The 18,434-nt window shown below is 47.6% G+C and carries 13 protein-coding genes; 3 read left to right on the forward strand and 10 right to left on the reverse strand.

Translation table 11 applies throughout. The features are described from left to right. From VN105_RS09565 to VN105_RS09610, 10 genes are all read right to left on the reverse strand, one after another. Window positions 1–2,646 (reverse strand): insulinase family protein (locus VN105_RS09565; protein WP_325640216.1); only part of this gene is annotated, 2,646 nt, incomplete at its 3' end. 44 nt (window positions 2,647–2,690) lie between these two features. Next, entirely contained in the window at window positions 2,691–4,016 is a 1,326-nt protein-coding gene (locus VN105_RS09570; protein WP_325640218.1) for a MutS-related protein, read from the reverse strand. Between the two features lie 10 nt (window positions 4,017–4,026). Then, window positions 4,027–5,361, reverse strand: a complete 1,335-nt coding sequence (locus VN105_RS09575; protein ID WP_325640220.1) for a MutS-related protein — start codon at window positions 5,359–5,361, stop codon at window positions 4,027–4,029. A gap of 14 nt (window positions 5,362–5,375) precedes the next feature. Continuing rightward, window positions 5,376–7,691 carry a Gldg family protein gene (locus VN105_RS09580; protein WP_325640222.1) on the reverse strand — a complete coding sequence of 772 codons (2,316 nt, stop codon included), beginning with the start codon at window positions 7,689–7,691 and terminating at the stop codon, window positions 5,376–5,378. A gap of 22 nt (window positions 7,692–7,713) precedes the next feature. Further along, window positions 7,714–8,643 carry an ABC transporter ATP-binding protein gene (locus VN105_RS09585; RefSeq protein WP_325640224.1) on the reverse strand — a complete coding sequence of 310 codons (930 nt, stop codon included), beginning with the start codon at window positions 8,641–8,643 and terminating at the stop codon, window positions 7,714–7,716. A 144-nt stretch (window positions 8,644–8,787) separates the two neighbouring features. Then, window positions 8,788–9,717 carry a hypothetical protein gene (locus VN105_RS09590; RefSeq protein WP_325640226.1) on the reverse strand — a complete coding sequence of 310 codons (930 nt, stop codon included), beginning with the start codon at window positions 9,715–9,717 and terminating at the stop codon, window positions 8,788–8,790. A gap of 27 nt (window positions 9,718–9,744) precedes the next feature. Beyond that, window positions 9,745–11,172: a RagB/SusD family nutrient uptake outer membrane protein gene (locus tag VN105_RS09595; RefSeq protein WP_325640228.1), complete on the reverse strand. Its 1,428-nt coding sequence runs from the start codon at window positions 11,170–11,172 to the stop codon at window positions 9,745–9,747. An 11-nt stretch (window positions 11,173–11,183) separates the two neighbouring features. After that, window positions 11,184–14,777: a SusC/RagA family TonB-linked outer membrane protein gene (locus tag VN105_RS09600; RefSeq protein WP_325640230.1), complete on the reverse strand. Its 3,594-nt coding sequence runs from the start codon at window positions 14,775–14,777 to the stop codon at window positions 11,184–11,186. A 262-nt stretch (window positions 14,778–15,039) separates the two neighbouring features. Next, window positions 15,040–16,245 (reverse strand): FecR family protein, encoded by a 1,206-nt coding sequence (locus VN105_RS09605; protein ID WP_325640232.1) that lies wholly within the window; start codon window positions 16,243–16,245, stop codon window positions 15,040–15,042. Between the two features lie 57 nt (window positions 16,246–16,302). Next, complete coding sequence (locus VN105_RS09610; protein WP_325640234.1) at window positions 16,303–16,905, reverse strand: RNA polymerase sigma factor; 603 nt, start codon at window positions 16,903–16,905, stop codon at window positions 16,303–16,305. 211 nt (window positions 16,906–17,116) lie between these two features. Between VN105_RS09610 and VN105_RS09615 the strand changes: the two genes are divergently transcribed. The 3 genes from VN105_RS09615 to VN105_RS09625 all read left to right on the forward strand — a co-directional run. Further along, window positions 17,117–17,332 carry a dodecin family protein gene (locus VN105_RS09615; RefSeq protein ID WP_325640236.1) on the forward strand — a complete coding sequence of 72 codons (216 nt, stop codon included), beginning with the start codon at window positions 17,117–17,119 and terminating at the stop codon, window positions 17,330–17,332. Window positions 17,333–17,435: 103 nt separating this feature from the next. After that, the gene (locus tag VN105_RS09620; protein ID WP_325640238.1) at window positions 17,436–18,056 is read left to right on the forward strand and encodes a DUF4142 domain-containing protein; all 621 of its coding nucleotides are present in this window, start codon (window positions 17,436–17,438) and stop codon (window positions 18,054–18,056) included. A 62-nt stretch (window positions 18,057–18,118) separates the two neighbouring features. After that, a partial coding sequence (locus tag VN105_RS09625; protein WP_325640240.1) for a helix-turn-helix domain-containing protein occupies window positions 18,119–18,434 on the forward strand: 316 nt, incomplete at its 3' end.

The following is an 18,434-nucleotide window of genomic DNA, read 5'->3' on the forward strand; positions in this document are numbered from 1 at the left end:
GTATTGTAACCAGAACTCATTGCTTTCAGACTCCAGTTCGTACTGCTTCCGGAAGCCCGCTTTGAACTTTTCCACTTCATCGGGAGTAGCGCCCCGTTGCTGCAAATTGGCAATGTCCTGCTGTACCAGTCCTACCAGGTGTTCCACGTGTTCAGGGGCACAACCGAATGATACATTGATGGCAAAGCGCTGATCAGGTTCTTTCACCATTGAGCCTCCTACAGAAGGCGTATATACTTCGCCTGCATTTTCCCGAAGACTGGTTAACAGCCGGTATTGCAGAATTTCAGACAGCGCCTGCAGCTGCATTTTGTTGCCGGTGTTGTAAATACAGTCGCCGTTATACACCAGCAATACAGTAGCTTTATTATCCTTCCCTTTGGCAACTGTTTTTACCAGCTTACCTTTTGGTACCTGTACATGTATCTTAACTGCTTTTTCTTTTTGATGAAGAGAAGGCAATGCCCCAAGATATTGTTCCAGCAAAGGCCGGATGCTGTCTGTATTGAAATTGCCCACAAATACGAAATTAGCCTGGGAGGCGTCCGCAAACCGGTCGCGGTAAACTTCGTAGGCTTTTTCCAGGCTGATGCTGTCGAGCCTTTCCAGGGTAGAAGGGCTTGTACGGTAATGATAGCCGGTTAATACTGCATTAACGGTGTCTTTGAATACAACGCCCGGATCGGTATACCGGTTCTGGATGCCTTCCCTGGATTGTGCGATGGCGTTTTCAAATAACACGGTGTCTTTCCGCGGCGCGGTAAACCGGAGGTATATTAATTGCAGCGCTGTCTCGAAATCTTTCACCGTGCTGGCGCCGCCAATTCCCTGGCTGCGACCGCTGATAAAGGAACCCACTGATGCGGATTTGCCATTCAGCATTTTTGCCAGTTGAACAGGAGAGAAGCCGGCAACACCGGAACCACCTATAATCCCGTTGGCGCTGGATGCGCTGGGGAAGTCTGCATTTGAATATTTATTGATCCCGCCGGGTGCAAAGGACAGGAACTGGATGGCATCATTTTTATAAGTGGTGGGCTTGAGCCATGCCTTTACACCATTACTGAAAGTGAGCTGCTGTATACCTAATGCAGGATATTTTTTCTCTGCAATTATTTTCCCGGGCGCAGGTAATTTACTTATCAATACCTGGTTGGCAATATTGTCGCTGTACTGTTTCAGCGGACTGGCGGCTATTTTTGCGAGCCACCCGTTTACGGTAATGGAATCAGGAAGATGTTCCTTTTCCTTTTCCGGGGCGATAATGAAAATATCGCGGTTAATATCTTTGATATATTCATCCGCTATTGCTTTCAGGTCGTTGAGACTAATGGCAGGAACGGCTGTTTTCAGGAAGTTGTATTCCCAGTCGAACCCTGGCGCCGGCGTTCCGTGAAGGAACAGTGCCTGGTATTCCGCTACATAAGCGGCGGAAGGTGTTTTATCTTTTTCACGGGCCGATTTTTCCAGGCCGTTCAGGTAGGAAAGCTTAGCACGGTCCAGTTCTGATGATGTGAAACCGAAACGCTTTACTTTTTCTACTTCCGACCAGGCGGCGGCAAATGCTTCTTCCAGTTTACCGGCTTTTGCAGTAACGGTGAAGGAGAACTGGTCGAGCCCACCTATTAAATTGCCGATGCCCGCTTTTACGCCCAGGAAGGGAGGATTAGGCTGTTGGCTTAGCTCGCCGATCCTGGCGCTAAGCATTTGGTTGAACAGCGACCGTTTCAGCGAATTTAGGTAACCCGTTGTTGTGGTCATCTTTTCCGCTGTATGCTTCACCATCATTTCCATGCCGGTGGTGCTCACTTCAGGATCGGTAACGGTCATGAAGTGGTTTTTCCCGGTAAGCGGAATGTTATAAGTGAGCCGGTTTTTTTCGTTAACCGGGTTTTTCAGATCGGCAAATTGTTTCCTGATCTGTTGTTCTACCTGGTTCACATCTACATCGCCTACTACGATGAGGGCCTGCAGATTGGGCCGGTACCAGTCGTGGTAAAAGCGGCGGATGGCGTCAGGAGGGAAGTGCAGTAATATGCTGTCGATGCCTATGGGAGTGCGTTCTGTATATTTGCTGTGGTTTAACGCTATGCGGGAAGTTTGTTCCTGTATGCGTTCTCCTACACCGCCACGCAGGCGTTTTTCCTCGATGATCACGCCGCGTTCCTTGTCGATGTCGTCGGTTTCCAGCAATGCTTCCTGTGCCCAGTCGCGCATAATATCCAGGCCGCGGCTCACCATCGATGGGTCAGTGGTAGGGATAGGCAACTGGTAAACAGTTTCATCAAACGACGTATAGGCGTTCAGGTCAGCTCCAAACCGCACGCCTGCTTTCTGCAGGTAATCTATCAGTTTATTTTTAGGGAAATGGGTGGTGCCATTAAAGTTCATGTGTTCCATGAAGTGTGCCAGTCCCTGCTGGTCATCATCTTCCAGGATAGATCCTACTTTGTTCACCAGGTAAAACAATGCCCGTTTGGCGGGTTCATTATTTTTGCGGATATAGTAAGTGAACCCGTTGGCCAACTTACCGGTATGAACGGCGGTATCCAGTGGAAGTGGCCGGTTCTGCCCAATGCCCTGTGCAAAGCTTCCTGCCAGGGAAAAGCATAGCAGTCCGGCTGTAGCCAGATAACGATAATGCATAGTTATTTATCTTTTGGTGTTCCGTTATAAAAGATGAGTGCTGTTTACAGCATCTCCAGTATACCTTCATTTTCAATAATGATCATCCCTTGCCGGTCGGCCGTGATACCGGGTTGCAGCCGGTAGGTATATTTAGGCACCGATCCTTCCATTACAGTAGGCAGGAATACAAACTGTATGTTGTTGCCTTTAACTTTCAGCTCTTCTCCTACTTCGAAAATATGTGTTGAAATAATAAAGAAGCATGCGGTGAAAGCGTTGAATGCGGCAGTTACAGCAAGCGTGGCATCGTAGGCGTCTTTTACATTGGTACCTTTGAATAATTCATCAAAGATGATAAAGAGACGTTTATCTGCAGCTACTTCTTCTGCAACTTTCTTTACACGAAGTACTTCCGCATAAAAGTGACTGTAGCCCTTGTTCAGGTCGTCTGGTACGTTTACGGAAGAATAAAGCCCGTCGAGTACGGAGAACTGCACTTCTTCAGCGGCCACCGGGAATCCCATATGCGCCAGGTACAGCATAATTCCCGTTGCTTTCATCAGGGTGGATTTACCGGCCATGTTGGCGCCGGTAAGGAACAACACATTGCTGTTGCCGCTGAAAGAAAGGGTATTGGGAACAGCTTTGGCCAGGCCGGGATGTTTCACGCCTTTTGCGTGTAACATATTTTTTTCTTTGGGAGAAGCCAGCGCGTAAGAAAATCCTTTCTCCCTGGCAATACCTGCTACCGTGATGTACACATCTATTTCATAGGTAAGTTCCAGCAAGGTTTTCAGATGCGCCTGGAACACGTAGGTAAGCAGGTGATGCAGCCTGGCGGTTTGCAACAGGGATCTTTTGGCAGGCGCGCGTTCTTCCAGCACCGCTTTCAGTCGCTCATCACGGGTAATGCTACGGATAATACCGGCCCAGTTTTCCCATGGAGTGTTTTTATCGCGGCCTTCGTTTTCGAGTTGCTGAAGGGCGCGTGCACCGCTTTTTAAAACGGTGATGCAGTTGCTGATCCCCTCCTGCAGCAGGGGATAAGTATCTTCCTTCACCAGGATTTCCATCAGCCTTTTCCTGCCGGTACGCCAAAGGGCAACAGGCAGGCTGGAATCGCCTGCTTCCTCAAGATAGGCTTCCGCACGGGTCAGCAGCGCTGCATCAAAAGGAAAGGTGAAAACGTTGTCATGAAAGTAACGGAAGGCTTTACTTCTGCTGTTGATGGCATCTGCATCTGTGAGCGGATGATTAAACATTACATCCAGCAGTTTTTCACCGCCCCGTGTGTTTACCTGGTTAAATAGACTGAAAACTGAGTTGGTATTATATTTTCCCAACAGCGACAGGTCATCCAGTGTTTGTTTGTCGGCAATAAAGCTCATGTGGTTTCCTTTATTGATTTTTCCTGGTGAGTATATCCAGGATACCTTCATTTTTTATAATAACCATACCGTGCCTGTCGGAGGTGATGCCGGAGGCCAGTTTGTGTGTATACACAGGTTTATTTCCTTCCATTAATGTTGGCAGGTATACGAAATTGATATTGCTGCACTTCTCCCTGAGTACATCGCCGGCTTCAATGATGTGCGTGGATACCACGAACATACAGTTCTGCCTGCGTGCAATGGCGGAAGTGATGGCAATTGTAGCCTCATATGCATCTTTTACATTGGTACCGCGAAACAGTTCATCAAAGATCACGAACAGGTATTTGTCCCTGCTCAGTTCCCTGGCAATTGTTTTAATACGCAATACTTCTGCATAAAAATGGCTGGCTCCCTGGCTTAGGTTATCCGGCAGGTTAATGGTGGTATAGATACCATCTCTCACGGAAAATTCCATTTTGGAAGCCGGTACCGGGAAGCCCATCTGGCCCAGGTACATGGCTATTCCCAGCGCTTTCATGAAGGTGGATTTACCGGCCATATTTGCTCCCGTCAGGAAAATGATATTGCTGGATGGAGTTACAGACAGGGAATTGGCCACCGGTTTGGTTAAGCACGGATGATAAAAATCTTCCAGTACCACGGTCTGCAATTCTTTGGGCAATGCTACAGGGAAGGAATATTTTCTTTCCCTGGCGGTGCGTGCCACAGAAAGATATACATCCGCCTGGTAAATTTGCCGCAGCAGCTGCAGGATGTTTTCCCGCTGCCGGAAGCGGAGTACTTTATCGTACTCCGCAATCCTGGCAAAGGAAAATTTCTGCCTGGCATGTTCCTTTAAAACTGGCTGCAATTCGTCCAGGGCCAGCAGCCGGTCTATAGCTGCCAGTTCCTTACTGTAGGGAATATCGGCTACCTGTTGCCGGATGCTTTCTGCAAATGCTTTGGTGGCCTGCAGTATATGGATCAGGCATATCACGCCTTTTTCAATGGCCTTGTACTCGGTATCGGCTGCAATGAGCTGGTTGAACTTGCGGTTCAGCGTATCCTCATGTTCATTCAGCCGGGTACGCTCGTCGGTATTCTGCAGGTGTTGTTCTGCTGCATCAAACCATTCGCTTTCATACAGGAAAGGGATCTCCTTTCCTGCAAAGGCACGGATAATGCTGCTGCGGGCGTTGATCGCATTTTCATCCGACAACGGGTTGCGGAACATTTCTTCCAGCAGTTCGGATCCGCCACGGGTAAAGGTCCGGTTAAATATGGCATACACGGTATCGCCACCTCCTTTCCCGAAAATGTTCAGATCATTCAGCGTTTGTTTATCGGTCATTAAGCTCATACCAGCTATCTGTTTTACTTTCTTCTTCTCCTGATGAGTAAAATGGTGCTTCCGATTAATAATATACCGGGAATAACACCCATCAATGCGTATTTCACCACTTTCAGGCTTTCCTTGGTGAGGGAAATTTCGTTATCAGAACCAATCGGGCGACTTACATCAACAGGCACGGTGCCGTACGACAGCCAGTGGAACATACCAGGGAGCAGGTTGAAGTTGGCAGCTCCGTATATCCGCATAGGTGGTTTCATTCCGCCGTTGCTGATACAGTCGGCATCCCCGATGATCATGATGCGTTGCTCCTTGTTACCTACTTTCCTTGACAGGGCCAGCGCGGTTACAAAGCTGTCAACCTTTTCGCCGCTGGCGATATCCACGGTAGCGGAATCGTTTACGTAGTCGATGGTTTGCAGCTCATTCCATGTTTTCATGGTATCGGTTTGCAGCACAGGAATGGCTTTAAAGCCTTTGTTTTCAGCCATTACAAGCCCTGCCGATTTTACCATGCCCACATACAGATGACGCTGGATCATATCCCCGAACATAGGTGCAATACTTTTGGATGCTTCCGTAGGTCTGCATATCACCGCGTTGGCGGCCACATCCTGCTTAGGCTGCACCAGCTGACCAGGTACGGTTTTAACGCCAAACTGCGCAATAAATGATTCCATTATTTCAGAACCCGGTTTCAATGTAATGGCCAGGTTGCCGCCGTTGGCGATGTATGCATCCAGCTTCTTCTTTACAACAGAATCCATCGCCTGCTGCATGTCGGAGATCACGATGATATCCACTTCTTTCGGCACCTGTTTATCGCCGGAAAGGTCCAGTGTTTCTACATCGCAGCCCTGGTTAGTAAGGGCGTAGCGGAATGTTTTAACGGAAGAGAACAAGGTATAATCACGGATCCTGTCGCCTTCTATTTTTCTTTCGCCCTGTCCTTCCAGGAAGCCAATGCGGGGCAGCTTCATCACCATGCGTTTGAAAACCGCTGAGATCTCCGCTTCATCCGGGAATTTCATCATGTCGTCATAAATTCTCAGGAAAGCTTTTTGCCCGTTCTCCCTCTCTACCAGGCGTACAAAAGTGTTGCCCTCATCAGTAAGGTTGATCTTCTTTTTAGCCTGTTCCTTTTTAATTTCCTCCGGCGTAAGGAACATATCAATATCGAGCTCTTTAAGGTCTGCTTCTTTCTTCGCCTGTTCTGCGAGCGGTTTATTTTTGTAGATGAAATCGAGTCGCGGGTTATTACTCGGTTTATCGTAATAGTAAACGTATTTCAGTTTTGTTTCCGGTTTAAAGCGGATATATTGTTTCAGGCGTTGTTTGTCTTCATTCACCTGTTCGGGGATACCGTGATAGTACTCCCTGTCCAGCAGGTTCACATAAGTGGTGATGGTCATGCCGCCGTCTAGTTTGGCCATAATGGCCTGGCTGTTGGGTGTAAGCGTATTCCGTTTTGTTTCGGTAGTATCATAATAAGCCATCAGTACCGGCCTTGAAGTAGCGTATCCCAGCGCCATAGCGGAAAGCACTACCAGGCTGTATTTTCCCCATACTTTGGAAAAGGAGGCGTGGGTGCGGTTGGCCTGCAGTTTCATTACGCTGAGGGTGAGGAACATGCATACAACAATGAGGAAATAAAGTACGTCTTCACTGCAAATGAGGCCCATGATCATTTCATTACAACGGCCTGAAATAGAAAGCCAGTAAGTGATGTCGCGTACAAAGCTGATATCCTGCCATACCTTGTTCATGTAACTAAGGGTGGCCAGTAATACCAGCGTACCCAGGGCAGCTACCACCTGGTAGGAGGTAAGGCTCGACATAAACAGCCCGATAGCAGCGTAGGCGCACATCAGCAGGTAGATGGACAGTAAGCCGGACCATACGGATGGAAGATCAAAATGATCTACCGTACATACGCCTATCAGTGTATAAATAAGCAGTACGCCTATCAGCACCAGGCTGTAGAGCATCATGGCAAGGAATTTACCACGGATGATCTGGGAAGAAGTAACCGGGGAGGAATACAATAATTTGATGGAGCCGCTGCTCAGTTCCCGGCTCATGAGCCCCATGGTGAGCAGTGGCATGTAGAGGTACAGGTAATTCTGTACCGTTACCAGCAAACCGCGCTCCCCGGAAAAAATATTGGCAGTAATGAACATATTGCCAAAACCGATACGCTGCGACCGCAGTATTTCCTGCAGGTGCTCCGCAAAGGCCATCCCTGTCTGGAAGGTAAATACAATAAGGATCATCCAGGCGATCGGCGAATAAAACAAGGTGAATAACTCTGCCTTGGCGATCTTGAAAACTCGTCTCATTTAATATTTTTTTATCAGCTTTTTATTTGTTGTTTTTTTTCGACAACCTCGCAAATACTGCATCCAGCGAACTCTTTTCGATAATCAGCTCCATCAGTCCCCAGCCTTTACCAACGCTTATTTCCGCCAGTTGCTGCACGGTTTTCTTTTCACCGTCGTATCCGAGCCGGAAGCGGGTAGGCGCTACCTGTTCTATGGACCTGATGCCTTCCAGCTTCAGCAGTTCGTCGTGTGCAGGAGGCATATCCAGTGATACAACCAGTGTATTGGGTTCAATGTAATTGTCGAACATTTCAATAGTACCGGAAAACACCATCTGGCCTTCTTCTATCATTTTGATTTCCTTGCAGGTAGCCTGCACTTCCGTGAGGATGTGCGTGGAAAGCAAAACGGAGCGGTCTTTCGCGATTTCTTTAATGAGGTTCCTCACTTCCACGATCTGGTTGGGATCGAGGCCATTGGTAGGTTCGTCGAGCACTACAAACCTTGGGTTATGCACAATGGCCTGGGCGATGCCCACACGTTGCTGGTAGCCGCCGGAAAGGTTCCTTAACAGCCGTTCCCTGAAATGGGCCACCCCGCATCTTTCCAGGGCGTGCTGCACGGACTTTTTTACCTGCGTTTTTTCCACCATTCTCAGGTCGGCGCAATAGGTCAGGTATTCCTCCACGGTGAAATCCTGGTACAGCGGAAGCTTCTGGGGCATAAAGCCAATATTTCTTTTGGCTGCCACCGGGTTATCTTTCAAATTAATCCCGTTAACCAGCACATCGCCCTTTGTTTGTTTCAGCACCCCACAAATGATGTTCATGGTAGTGGATTTGCCGGCTCCGTTGGATCCCAGCAGGCCAACAACTCCCTGGCTGTGGATCTCAAAATTTATATCTCTTACCGCCCACTGTGAATTATAGCGATGAGATAAGTTTTCAACTTTTACAATGGCGTTTTCCATTCATTACGGATTGTTTAATAAATAAAATAGCTGTGCAAGGTGTTGCTTACACGATGCTTTGTTATTAATAGAATGTTATGAAGATGACTGCTGATGTGATGTTTCCCGGGGTTCGATCCCCGGGAAACGGTCACTGGTAATGGATTAATAGGTGGCGTTGGCAATAGCGCGAACGTCTATACGGTATTTTGTTTTGTAATAGTTAACCAGGATATCAAACTTCTCTTTAATCAGCGGGTAAACCAGGTACGGTTGCAGTTGCGCGTCTGTCCGTTGTGTGATGTTTAAGATATACGAGTTCACATCATTTGATTTGGCAGTGCTCCATGAATAGGCGCCGTTATGCCATTCAAATGGCGCGCCGCTTACGGCGTTGTAGGAAGATGGTAAGAATCCTTTCTGCCGGTAAGCCTCCACGTTTGCAGGATTGGCTGCATTGAGCGGTGTGGCGGGCGCAGCAGCCGTGTAATTACTAACGGTATAAAATTCCGCAGGGATATCGAGAATATTATTACTGATATAATAATTCCAGATAGCCGCTGTGAGGATATTCTTTTTCTCCACTTTTTGTGCCGGTGTCATAGTACGCAGGGAGGCGTTCATGCCGGCAAAAGTGATGGATTTTCCCACTACTTTGAAATCGAAATAAAGGTATTCCCTGCCCGGCGGATAACCGGTCCTGTATTGTTTGATGGTGTCTGCCATGAGCACACGGTAGGGGATTCCCTGTTCTTTCTTGAAGTCGTCCGGCAGGAATTTTAACCAGATATCGTCCAGGAAACTGAGCATATCGCCTGCGTAAGCGGGATCGCCCAATACGGCGGTGTCAATCTTTGATGCACTGCCTCCGGCGGATTGCATCCATTCAAAATCTTTTTGTGTAAACACATACAGGAAGTATGATCCATAGGTGTCATAGAGCTGCTGGATCTTATCATTCGCCTCTTTAGGTGCATTGCCCTGCGGCAACGCATAGTCCGGCGCTATTGGCGTGGAAGGGCCTATTTCGCGATCCTTCGAGCAGGAGAATAATAAAATACTGGAGATGCAGCCAATAAGAAATATATGCTTCATGTGATGATGGTATTGCTTGTTTAACATTTACTGCCCTATCCTGTCCGGCATGGTAGCCGATGGATTTTGTTTCAGCGCGGGATTTCTCTCGAGCAAACTGGTGGGAAAAGGCAGTGTATACATCGGATCTTTTTCTTTCAGCGTATAGTGAAGGATGGCTTCTCCCAGTTCATGCTGATACCGGTGTGTGATAGCAGGCATGCCATAGCGGCGCAGATCGAACCAGCGGAATCCTTCCAGGAAAAACTCTTTACGGCGTTCCAGTCGCACGGCGGTAAGCAGTGCATCTTTGTTGCCGATGCTTTCATCTGTATAACCAATGATACGCGTGCGGCGCAGGTCGTTCAGGTCTTTCATACCGGCCGATAGTTTGCCCAGCTGCACATTGGCTTCCGCCCTGTTCAGCAATGCTTCTCCTGTACGCAGGCATTGAACCAGTTCCCCGTTCACACTTGTATACTTATTAATGAGAGGTGTGCCGTTTGAATTGGAGATACCATATTTGAAGCGCACATCATTATTCGGGTCAAAAATTGACCGGAACTCAGCAGAGGGGATATAGCTGTTTTGATCGCCAGCCTGCGATCTGCCGCCAAACATCCATTCCACTTCCGGGTTGGTGTAGGTGAGCCAGTTGCCGGAGGTGATCCCGGTCATGTCCATCAGCACGCCTGCCTGTTCAAACACTTTGTTGGCTTCTGTTACGCAATCCTCCCATTTTTCCATATAGAGGTATACCCTTGATAAAAGGATATGAATGGCCGGCTGATTGATGTGGAAATCCCTGCGCGCAATGGGCAGCGGATCCATCAGGGTAGCCGCCTCTTTCAGGTCGTTTACAATTTGCTCATATACCTTTGCAACGGTAGCCTGTGGCATGTACTCCGCAGAAATATCGGAAGTCAGCTTTAAAGGTACCGCAAGAGATTGGGGATTGCTGTTGTAAGGTTCGCCATAAAGATTAACCAGGCGGAAGTAATAGAAGGCGCGCACAGCAAGTGCTTCGGCTCTTACCCTGTCTTTTTCCTGCTGGCTGCCAATAGCTGCATTGATATTATCCAGTACGGCGTTACATCCTTTTATCAGTGCATAAAAGGTGTAATAGGCGGTATTGGAAGGATCCGTGCTGATAAGGTCTCCCAGGCCGTTCCTGTCGGCCAGCGTAGGCTGCCAGGTATAGTAGAGATAGTCCGTTTTGGCGCCCGGAGTTCCTACAAGCGAGTAGGGCGTGCCTGCTCCCCATTCAATATTAAAATCCACATCATCATCCATAAAGGAAACAAAATCGGTGGGATCGTTGTTCCCTATGTAACCTGATCCCATCAGCAGCTCCCTGAAATCGGCAGCCGTTTTGGGAATGATCTCACTCTGGGACTGTTCTTCCAGGAATTTGGAGCAGCTGCTGAAAGCCAGCAGTGTAAATACAGAGAGAACAGAGAATAATTTATATTTCATGCGCTTCAATATTAGAAAGTCATATTAAAAGATAATGACCCTGTTCTGCGTGCAGGCCATCCATTCGTTTCAGGATCGTATCCTCTCCATGCATCATCGAAAGTCACCAGGAAAGGATTGGTTACGCTGAGCGATGTGCTCAGGCGTTTGATATGTATTCTTTTCAGCAGGTTCTGTGTAAATTCATAGTTCACTGCAATCTGCCGGCAGCGGATGAAATCGGCGTTTGCCACCATGTAATCCGACTGGTTATACAGCTGGTATGGTGTTAGTATGAGCAGATTTTGTGTGGGCATGGTCAGTTCAAACCTGCGGGGATTTCCGGGAGGAACAGCGGGAACATTGGTATGCAATTCATCACCTGGCTGTTTCCAGCGGTCGTTCAGGATCCTGGGTGCATTTTGCTCCGGCGTTGGCGCTCCGGAAGGGTTATAGAAAACGGGCAGGCGTTTCTGATTGCCGAAGGCCATCGCAAACTGCGCGCTCATTGAAATGTTCTTATACCTGAACATGGTATTGAAACCACCGGAAAAATCAGGTTCCAGCTTGCCGGTTTTTACCAGGTAGTCGAGCGGATTTTCAGTAGGCTTAATATCCAGGTTTTTAAAGGTAGGAACACCGTTAAGATGGCTTAAGCCTGCGTAGGCATAGGAGTAAAAGGTAGAATAAGCCTCACCGTTCACAATAGCCGTTCCGTTCAGGTAATCATCCATGGTGTTGATCCTTTCATTTTGCTTCAGCTTATTCCTGGCAAGCCCCGTATTTACGGAAAACTGCCACATGAAATCTTTGGTACGCACCGGCGTAACGCTTACAATGAGGTCGTACCCGGTATTTTCCATCAGGGAGCCGAATACGGTGGCGGCATTCATACCGTTTTCCACCGGTACCTGCCTGGAGGCCAGGATATTGCTGCTTTTCTTATACCAGTTGGCAGTAGCGCTCACACGGCCGTTGAACATGGCTACATCCAGGCCGAAGTTCCATGTTTTTGTTTTCTCCCATCCCAGTTCCGGGTAAGGCAGCGATTTTATATTCAGGATGTACTGCTTGAATATGTTGCTAAGTCCTCCATCGGTAGCAATCAGGTAAGGGGATACTTCTTCTACCGCCATTCCCTGGTAACCGTAGCTGGCAGATACATCAAAGGCGTTCAGCCATTTTGCAGCAGTCATGAATTTTTCATTCGCAACACGCCATTTTCCACCCACCGACCAGGTTGGCTGGAACCGTTTGTTCTTATCCTGTCCGAAGCGGTTGGAAGCATCCAGCCTGGCGTTGAAATTGAAGATAAAGCGCTGATCAAAACCATATACTGCAGAAAAGTATTCACTCAGGTAATTACTTTTCTGGTTAACGATAGAGGAATTGGTGCGCATAAGATCATACAGGTTCACATTGCTTACGGAGTTCATCGCAGGCATGGTGGGAACCGGCGCATAGCTTTCCCCGCGGTAACGGAGATAACCATAACGGGTATCGGTGTTACCCTGGCTCAGCGCGGATCTGGCTTCTATACCTCCCTGGAACGTCACACTGTGAAGATTTCCAAATAACCGGTTATACACCAGGCTGTTTCGCCAGGTATATCCATTGTTATTGGCATTCTGCAGCTGTACCAGTCCTCCGAAAGGCAGGCGGCTGGCGAGTTCCTGGGGGGAGTTAGACAATACGCTGCCGAACTCATATCCTCTTGTTTGACTGATATAGTAAGATAATTCTGTAGCGTATGATTTAACATTGGTATTTGTAAGCGTGTAAGACAACAAGCCCTGGTACTGCAGATCCTTTGTTATCTGGAGGTTTACATCTGCGGTGGTAGACAGGTTGGTCGTTGCATTTTTATTGCCTGTGTTATTAAGCTCATTCTGAATGTTATATTGGTAACTGGTATTGCCTGGATAAACGGTGCTGGGGTCGCCCCTTTTTTCGTGGTAGAAGAGCGAACCATCATCGTTGTACATAGGAATGGTCCTGGCGGTGTTATAAGCGTAAGAGAAAGGATCCACTTCATAGGCAAAACCATCTGTTTCCCGCCTGCTTCCATTCAGCATCAGGTTTACAGTGAGCCGTTTTCCGAGGCGGAGGGTGGTATTGGAAGATGCTGCGAAAGAGGTAAGGTTATTTCCTTTGGCTTCACCATTCTGTTGCTGCATACTGAATGAAGTTCTGTTCGAGATCTTTTCATTACCGCCGGAGAGGCTCAGGCTATGATTCTGACTGAACGGATTACGGAACAGCAGGGCAAACCAATCCGTATTCCGGGTTTCCAGTTTCCTGTACATGGCTGTATAAGTGGCGTAGTCGATCTCTTTACGCTGTAACTGCTGGATCAATTTAGCATAACCGATTGGCAGTACATCAGCGGTATAGCTGTCGCGCGCTTCGTATACTTCTTTTGAAAATTGCATCAGTTCCTGTGAGTTCATCAGGTCAAAGTCGCCATAGGAAGGCCTTTGACCAACTGTGAAGGAGGAGTTATAAGAAACCGATAACTGGCCGGGCTTGGGTTTCTTTGTAGTGAGTACAATTACCCCGTTGGCAGCCTGTGAGCCATAGATAGCGGTAGCTGAGGCATCTTTTAAAACGGTGATGGTTTCAATATCGTTTGGATTCAGCCAGGAAATAGCATTGGAAGCGATGAGACGCAGCTCCGACATATCTCCGGCCAGTGAGCCGCTGCCATTGGGCATGGGTAAGGGATCGCGCTGGATCACGCCATCTACCACCCAAACCGGTTCCTGGTTGCCCAGGATGGTAGAAGTACCGCGGATGCGGATCTTAGGGCTGGAGCCCACCTGGCCCGATTGCACCATTACCGACATACCTGGCACCACGCCCTGCAGCATCTGGTCGATGCTGGTTTCACCGGCTATCTTGATATCATCTGCTTTCACGGAGTAAACAGCACCTACGTAGTTGTTTTTGTTCACGTTCATATAACCGGTTATCACCACATCTCCTATTTCCATATCCTTCCTGTGCAGGGTGATATTCATAACGAGGTTGGCGCCGTCAGTTACGAGTAACGACTTCGCCTGCTCTTTATTTACCGTATAGGCGGTGTAGCCGTTTGTTCCCTTACGCACGCCTATTTCCAGCGTTTCATAACCCAGCATAGTGATCAGGAGCACGGTGTTTTCCGGGAGATGCGTAAAGTAGAATGCGCCATCAGAAGAAGTGACCGTCCCGGTAACGGTGTTCTTTAACCGGACAGAAACGCCCGGAAGCAGTTCACCGCTGGTCGATCGGATCACCCCGCTGATGGTATTTGGCGGCGCCGGAATAGTTAGGACATCGGCGGAAGGAGGCGCCTTTCTTGATAGTACAATTGTTTTGTCTTTGATCAGGTAAGTAACGGGAAGATCTTTCAACACTACATCCAGCAAATCTTTCAGTGGCATATCCTTTACTGAAAGCGATACGTTCTGGGCATCGTTGATGGTGTTGGTATTGCTGAATACCACATAGCCTGTTTGTTGTTTGATAGCGGTAAATACTTTTTTAATAGGTATAGTTTTACCTGACAGTGTAACGGTTTGTGCATGTCCCGAGGCATTTGCCTGGAAAATGGCGGCTGCTAATAAAATGACAGTAAGTCTCATTACCAGAAAGATTTTGGTTAGGCCCATCTGTTTTCCCGGACGATCGGGCGGCCAATAGCATTTTTTTTGCATAAATTGCAAGGGATTTGGTTGTTAATAAATGTGAATTGCAATAAACCGTTTAGACACCAACTGAGTCAAATACACCGTCACGGCCGCAATCCGTGACGGTTTTTTCTTAATAGTTGGTTTGATTCAAATAAATAGCCTGGCCGGGCCATAAAGGCCCTGCTGTGTTTCTTCGGTGCAGCGTATCTGGTACTTATTTATTCAGCACAATCAGTTTGCGTCCTTCTACTCTAAAGTCTACTTCTGTCCTTCTCAATATTTCCAGCAGGTCCGATAGGGAAATCTGCCTGCTCATTTCTCCAATAAATTGTATATCCGGTATACCATTTTCATATACTACATCAATATTATACCAGCGTTCCAGCTGTCGCATTACTTCTTCAATACCGGCGCCTTCAAAATTGAACAGGCCGTTTTTCCAGGCCATGGTTTTTTCCAGGTCCGGATGATTCATAATTTCAATTTTCCCTTCCGGTTTATTTGCGCCAGGGGTGGTGCTGATCTGTGCCTGCTGGCCTGGTTTAAGGACAACGCTGGCGGGATGAGTGGCTACTTTTATGCTTCCGTTGAGCAATGTTGCGTTGATCGTTTTTTCATTTTCGTAGGCGCTTACGTTAAATAACGTGCCCAGTACTTCTATGGATGCCTTGTTATTTACATTAACCAGGAATGGTTTACCGGCATCTTTCACTACTTCAAAACAAGCCTCTCCGTATACCTCCACTTTCCGTTCGTTGCCGGTAAAAGCGGTAGGGTAGCGGATAGAGCTGGCTGCATTTAACCACACCTTTGTTCCGTCGGGCAGTGTTACTTCGAACTGCCGCCCTTTGGGCGTGGTCATTTTGTTGTATTGAATACCGCTGGCTGCTTCACCTGAAGGATCATACTGTAGTTTCCCGTCAGACAATACCACGGAGGTACCGCCCTGGTGTGCCACCACGCCGCTGGCCATACTGTCAAGTACCACCTGGCGTCCGTCGTCCAGTGTGAGTATAGCGCCCTGTGTGCCTGGAGTGATCTCCACTGCCTTTGCTGCTATTGGCGCCGGTGTATCTCTTTTATTAACCAGGAAGTAAGCGCTTCCTGCAAGTAACAATGCCACAGCGGCGGCCCAGCCCCATCTGCGTATAAAGTGGACACGGTGAACCGGTACTGCTACGGGCCCCTCAAATTCAGGGACCTGTTCACCTATCCTCCTGGAAATCCTGTCGGTATCATATGCATAGAACTGCTGAAGATTGGCTACCAGCTGCTGCGGATCGTTAAGCTCCGCAAAAAGACGGCGGTTATCTTCAGAGGCATTGACCCATTCTGTTAATGCGGTTTCTTCCTCCGCATTCAAACTATTTTCCAGGTATTTGCCAATCAGGCCGGCTATGTAATGATTGTTCTCTGTCATGTTGATACTACTAAAACAACTAACGCTGCTTTTTATACCGCCCTTTTTAAAAAAAAATTACCGTTGCAGCATCAATAGTGCCGAAACCAGTACTGGCAGGGATATGAGCTCGTTTTTTAAAAGTGCGGTGCGTAATAATCCTACACCTTTTGCTTTTTGGTTCAGAACGGTCTGGTAGGCCATATTCAATTCGTCTGCTATTTCCTGCGCGCGCTTCCCTTCAATAACGGAAAGGCGGACCACCTGCCGGCACTGCGGCGGCAGCTTTTCTATTTCCAGGAAAATAGCCTGCATGACCTCTGTTTTTATATAAGCTTTTTCCACATCTATGGAAAAGCGGTCGGCATCTCTTTCTATCAGTTGGTGAATATCACCATGCCTTTTTTGCGCCTTAATATGATTAAGCGCTGCATTCCTGGCGGCAGTGAACAGGAAGCCCTTCAACTGGGCCAGGGTAGGGAAGTCTTCTTTTTTTTGGAACGCCTGGATGAAACATTCCGAAACAATATCTTCCGCAGCCATCGTATCGGCTGTTAGCTGTTCTGTAAAAAAGCATAGGGCGCGCTGGTATAGTGCATAAACCTGGTGCAGTGCTTTGTGCTCGCCCTGCTGAAATGAAGAGATCAGCGCAGTTTCCTCGTATGCTTTGTTGCTTGACAATGCCTTATTTAATGTTCATGTTTGGAAGCACAAACTAGAGTAAAAAATTTCAAAGACAAAGCGGTGCTGTTAAGAAATTGAGAACTAGCATGTTATGAATTATGAATAAGGCCGGAAGTGACGGCGGCCGTGGAACTTTATTGACAATGTTGTTGTTATCACCTCTTACAAGACTAACTAACTGTTTGCTAACAATTTAAAAGATTATGTCATGTCTATTGTAAAAGTAATCGAAGTGATCTCTTCCTCAGAAAAAAGCATTGAAGATGCTATTAACAATGCGGTAAGCGAGGTGTCAAAAACGATCCATAACATAGATTCTGTTTATGTAAAGGATATTAAAGCACATGTAAAAGACGGGAAGGTGTCTACCTATGGCATCATCTGTAAGGTATCTTTCCGGATAGATGAGAACGATCGGAAATAGATAATCATCCTGTTTCAGGTAGCGTTTGTATCATAAGATAACCTTATGTAAGGGATGTCTGTGGCATATGTTTTGGGGCCTTCCCTCTAAAAAGGAGGAGATGATGAAAAACTCATTTTTCTATGCGCTGCCACTGCTGTTATTCATAGGAGGGTGCAACAGCAGATCTTCCGACAGCGAAAAAAAAGCCAAAGAAATAAACAGCGAAAAAATCGACAGCCAGATCATGAGTAATCAGTCTGCCGACCCTGCATTGCCCATTCCTGCCAAAGCAGATGCAGATTTCCTGGTGGAAGCGGCCAGTGGCGGCATGACAGCCGTGCAGCTGGGTCAGCTTGCCCAAACCAATTCCCTGAACCGGGAAATAAAAGCATTTGGCGATATGATGATAAAGGATCACAGGAAAAGCCGGGAAAAACTGAGCACATTAGCCACATCTAAAAATATGGTGCTCCCGGATTCCATCTCCGGTCATCAGCAAAAAATAAAAGAACGCCTGGGAAGGAAGAAGGGAGAAGCATTCGACAGGGCTTATATCAGTTTCGTGATAGATGATCATAAAAAAGATATAAGGGCATTTCGCAGGGCGGCGGAAAATGCGGCTGATCCGGAAATAAGGGCTTTTGCGATGGATCAGCTGCCGTTGTTGAATTGGCAGCTGGACACGGCCCGGAACCTGCAGAAGAAGATGGGCATACCCGTTGGGCCACCGCCTTATGAATAACCGTTATATACTTTTTAGTATATAAAGACAGAAATCCGGGAATACCTGACTAAATTCCCGGTATGAAAGATTTTTGGCATCAGAACAGGATATACTACAGCCCTGTTGAATTTGCGATGAATTATATCGGAGGCACCTGGAAAATACCTATTCTCCAGGCATTGCGCAACGGGCCGGTGCGGTATGGCGACCTGAAAAAGTCAATACCGCATATCACCGATAAAATGCTGATCACGCAACTGCGCATCCTGGAAGAAAAAAGCATGGTTACCCGGCAGGTTTACCAGGAAAAACCCCCACGTGTAGATTATGCACTCACCGCGAGGGCGAAGCAGGCATTGCTGGTAATAAGCCACCTGGAAGCTTATGGGGCGTACC

Source organism: Chitinophaga sp. (assembly GCF_035564935.1).
Lineage (GTDB): Bacteria > Bacteroidota > Bacteroidia > Chitinophagales > Chitinophagaceae > Chitinophaga.

Coding starts and splice junctions, on each gene's coding strand:
- VN105_RS09605 (WP_325640232.1), bottom strand. CDS start 16,245: ATGACAGAGAACAATCATTACATAGCCGGCCTGATTGGCAAATACCTG.
- VN105_RS09580 (WP_325640222.1), bottom strand. CDS start 7,691: ATGAGACGAGTTTTCAAGATCGCCAAGGCAGAGTTATTCACCTTGTTT.
- VN105_RS09600 (WP_325640230.1), bottom strand. CDS start 14,777: ATGAGACTTACTGTCATTTTATTAGCAGCCGCCATTTTCCAGGCAAAT.
- VN105_RS09570 (WP_325640218.1), bottom strand. CDS start 4,016: ATGAGCTTTATTGCCGACAAACAAACACTGGATGACCTGTCGCTGTTG.
- VN105_RS09595 (WP_325640228.1), bottom strand. CDS start 11,172: ATGAAATATAAATTATTCTCTGTTCTCTCTGTATTTACACTGCTGGCT.
- VN105_RS09615 (WP_325640236.1), top strand. CDS start 17,117: ATGTCTATTGTAAAAGTAATCGAAGTGATCTCTTCCTCAGAAAAAAGC.
- VN105_RS09590 (WP_325640226.1), bottom strand. CDS start 9,717: ATGAAGCATATATTTCTTATTGGCTGCATCTCCAGTATTTTATTATTC.
- VN105_RS09575 (WP_325640220.1), bottom strand. CDS start 5,361: ATGAGCTTAATGACCGATAAACAAACGCTGAATGATCTGAACATTTTC.
- VN105_RS09585 (WP_325640224.1), bottom strand. CDS start 8,643: ATGGAAAACGCCATTGTAAAAGTTGAAAACTTATCTCATCGCTATAAT.
- VN105_RS09620 (WP_325640238.1), top strand. CDS start 17,436: ATGAAAAACTCATTTTTCTATGCGCTGCCACTGCTGTTATTCATAGGA.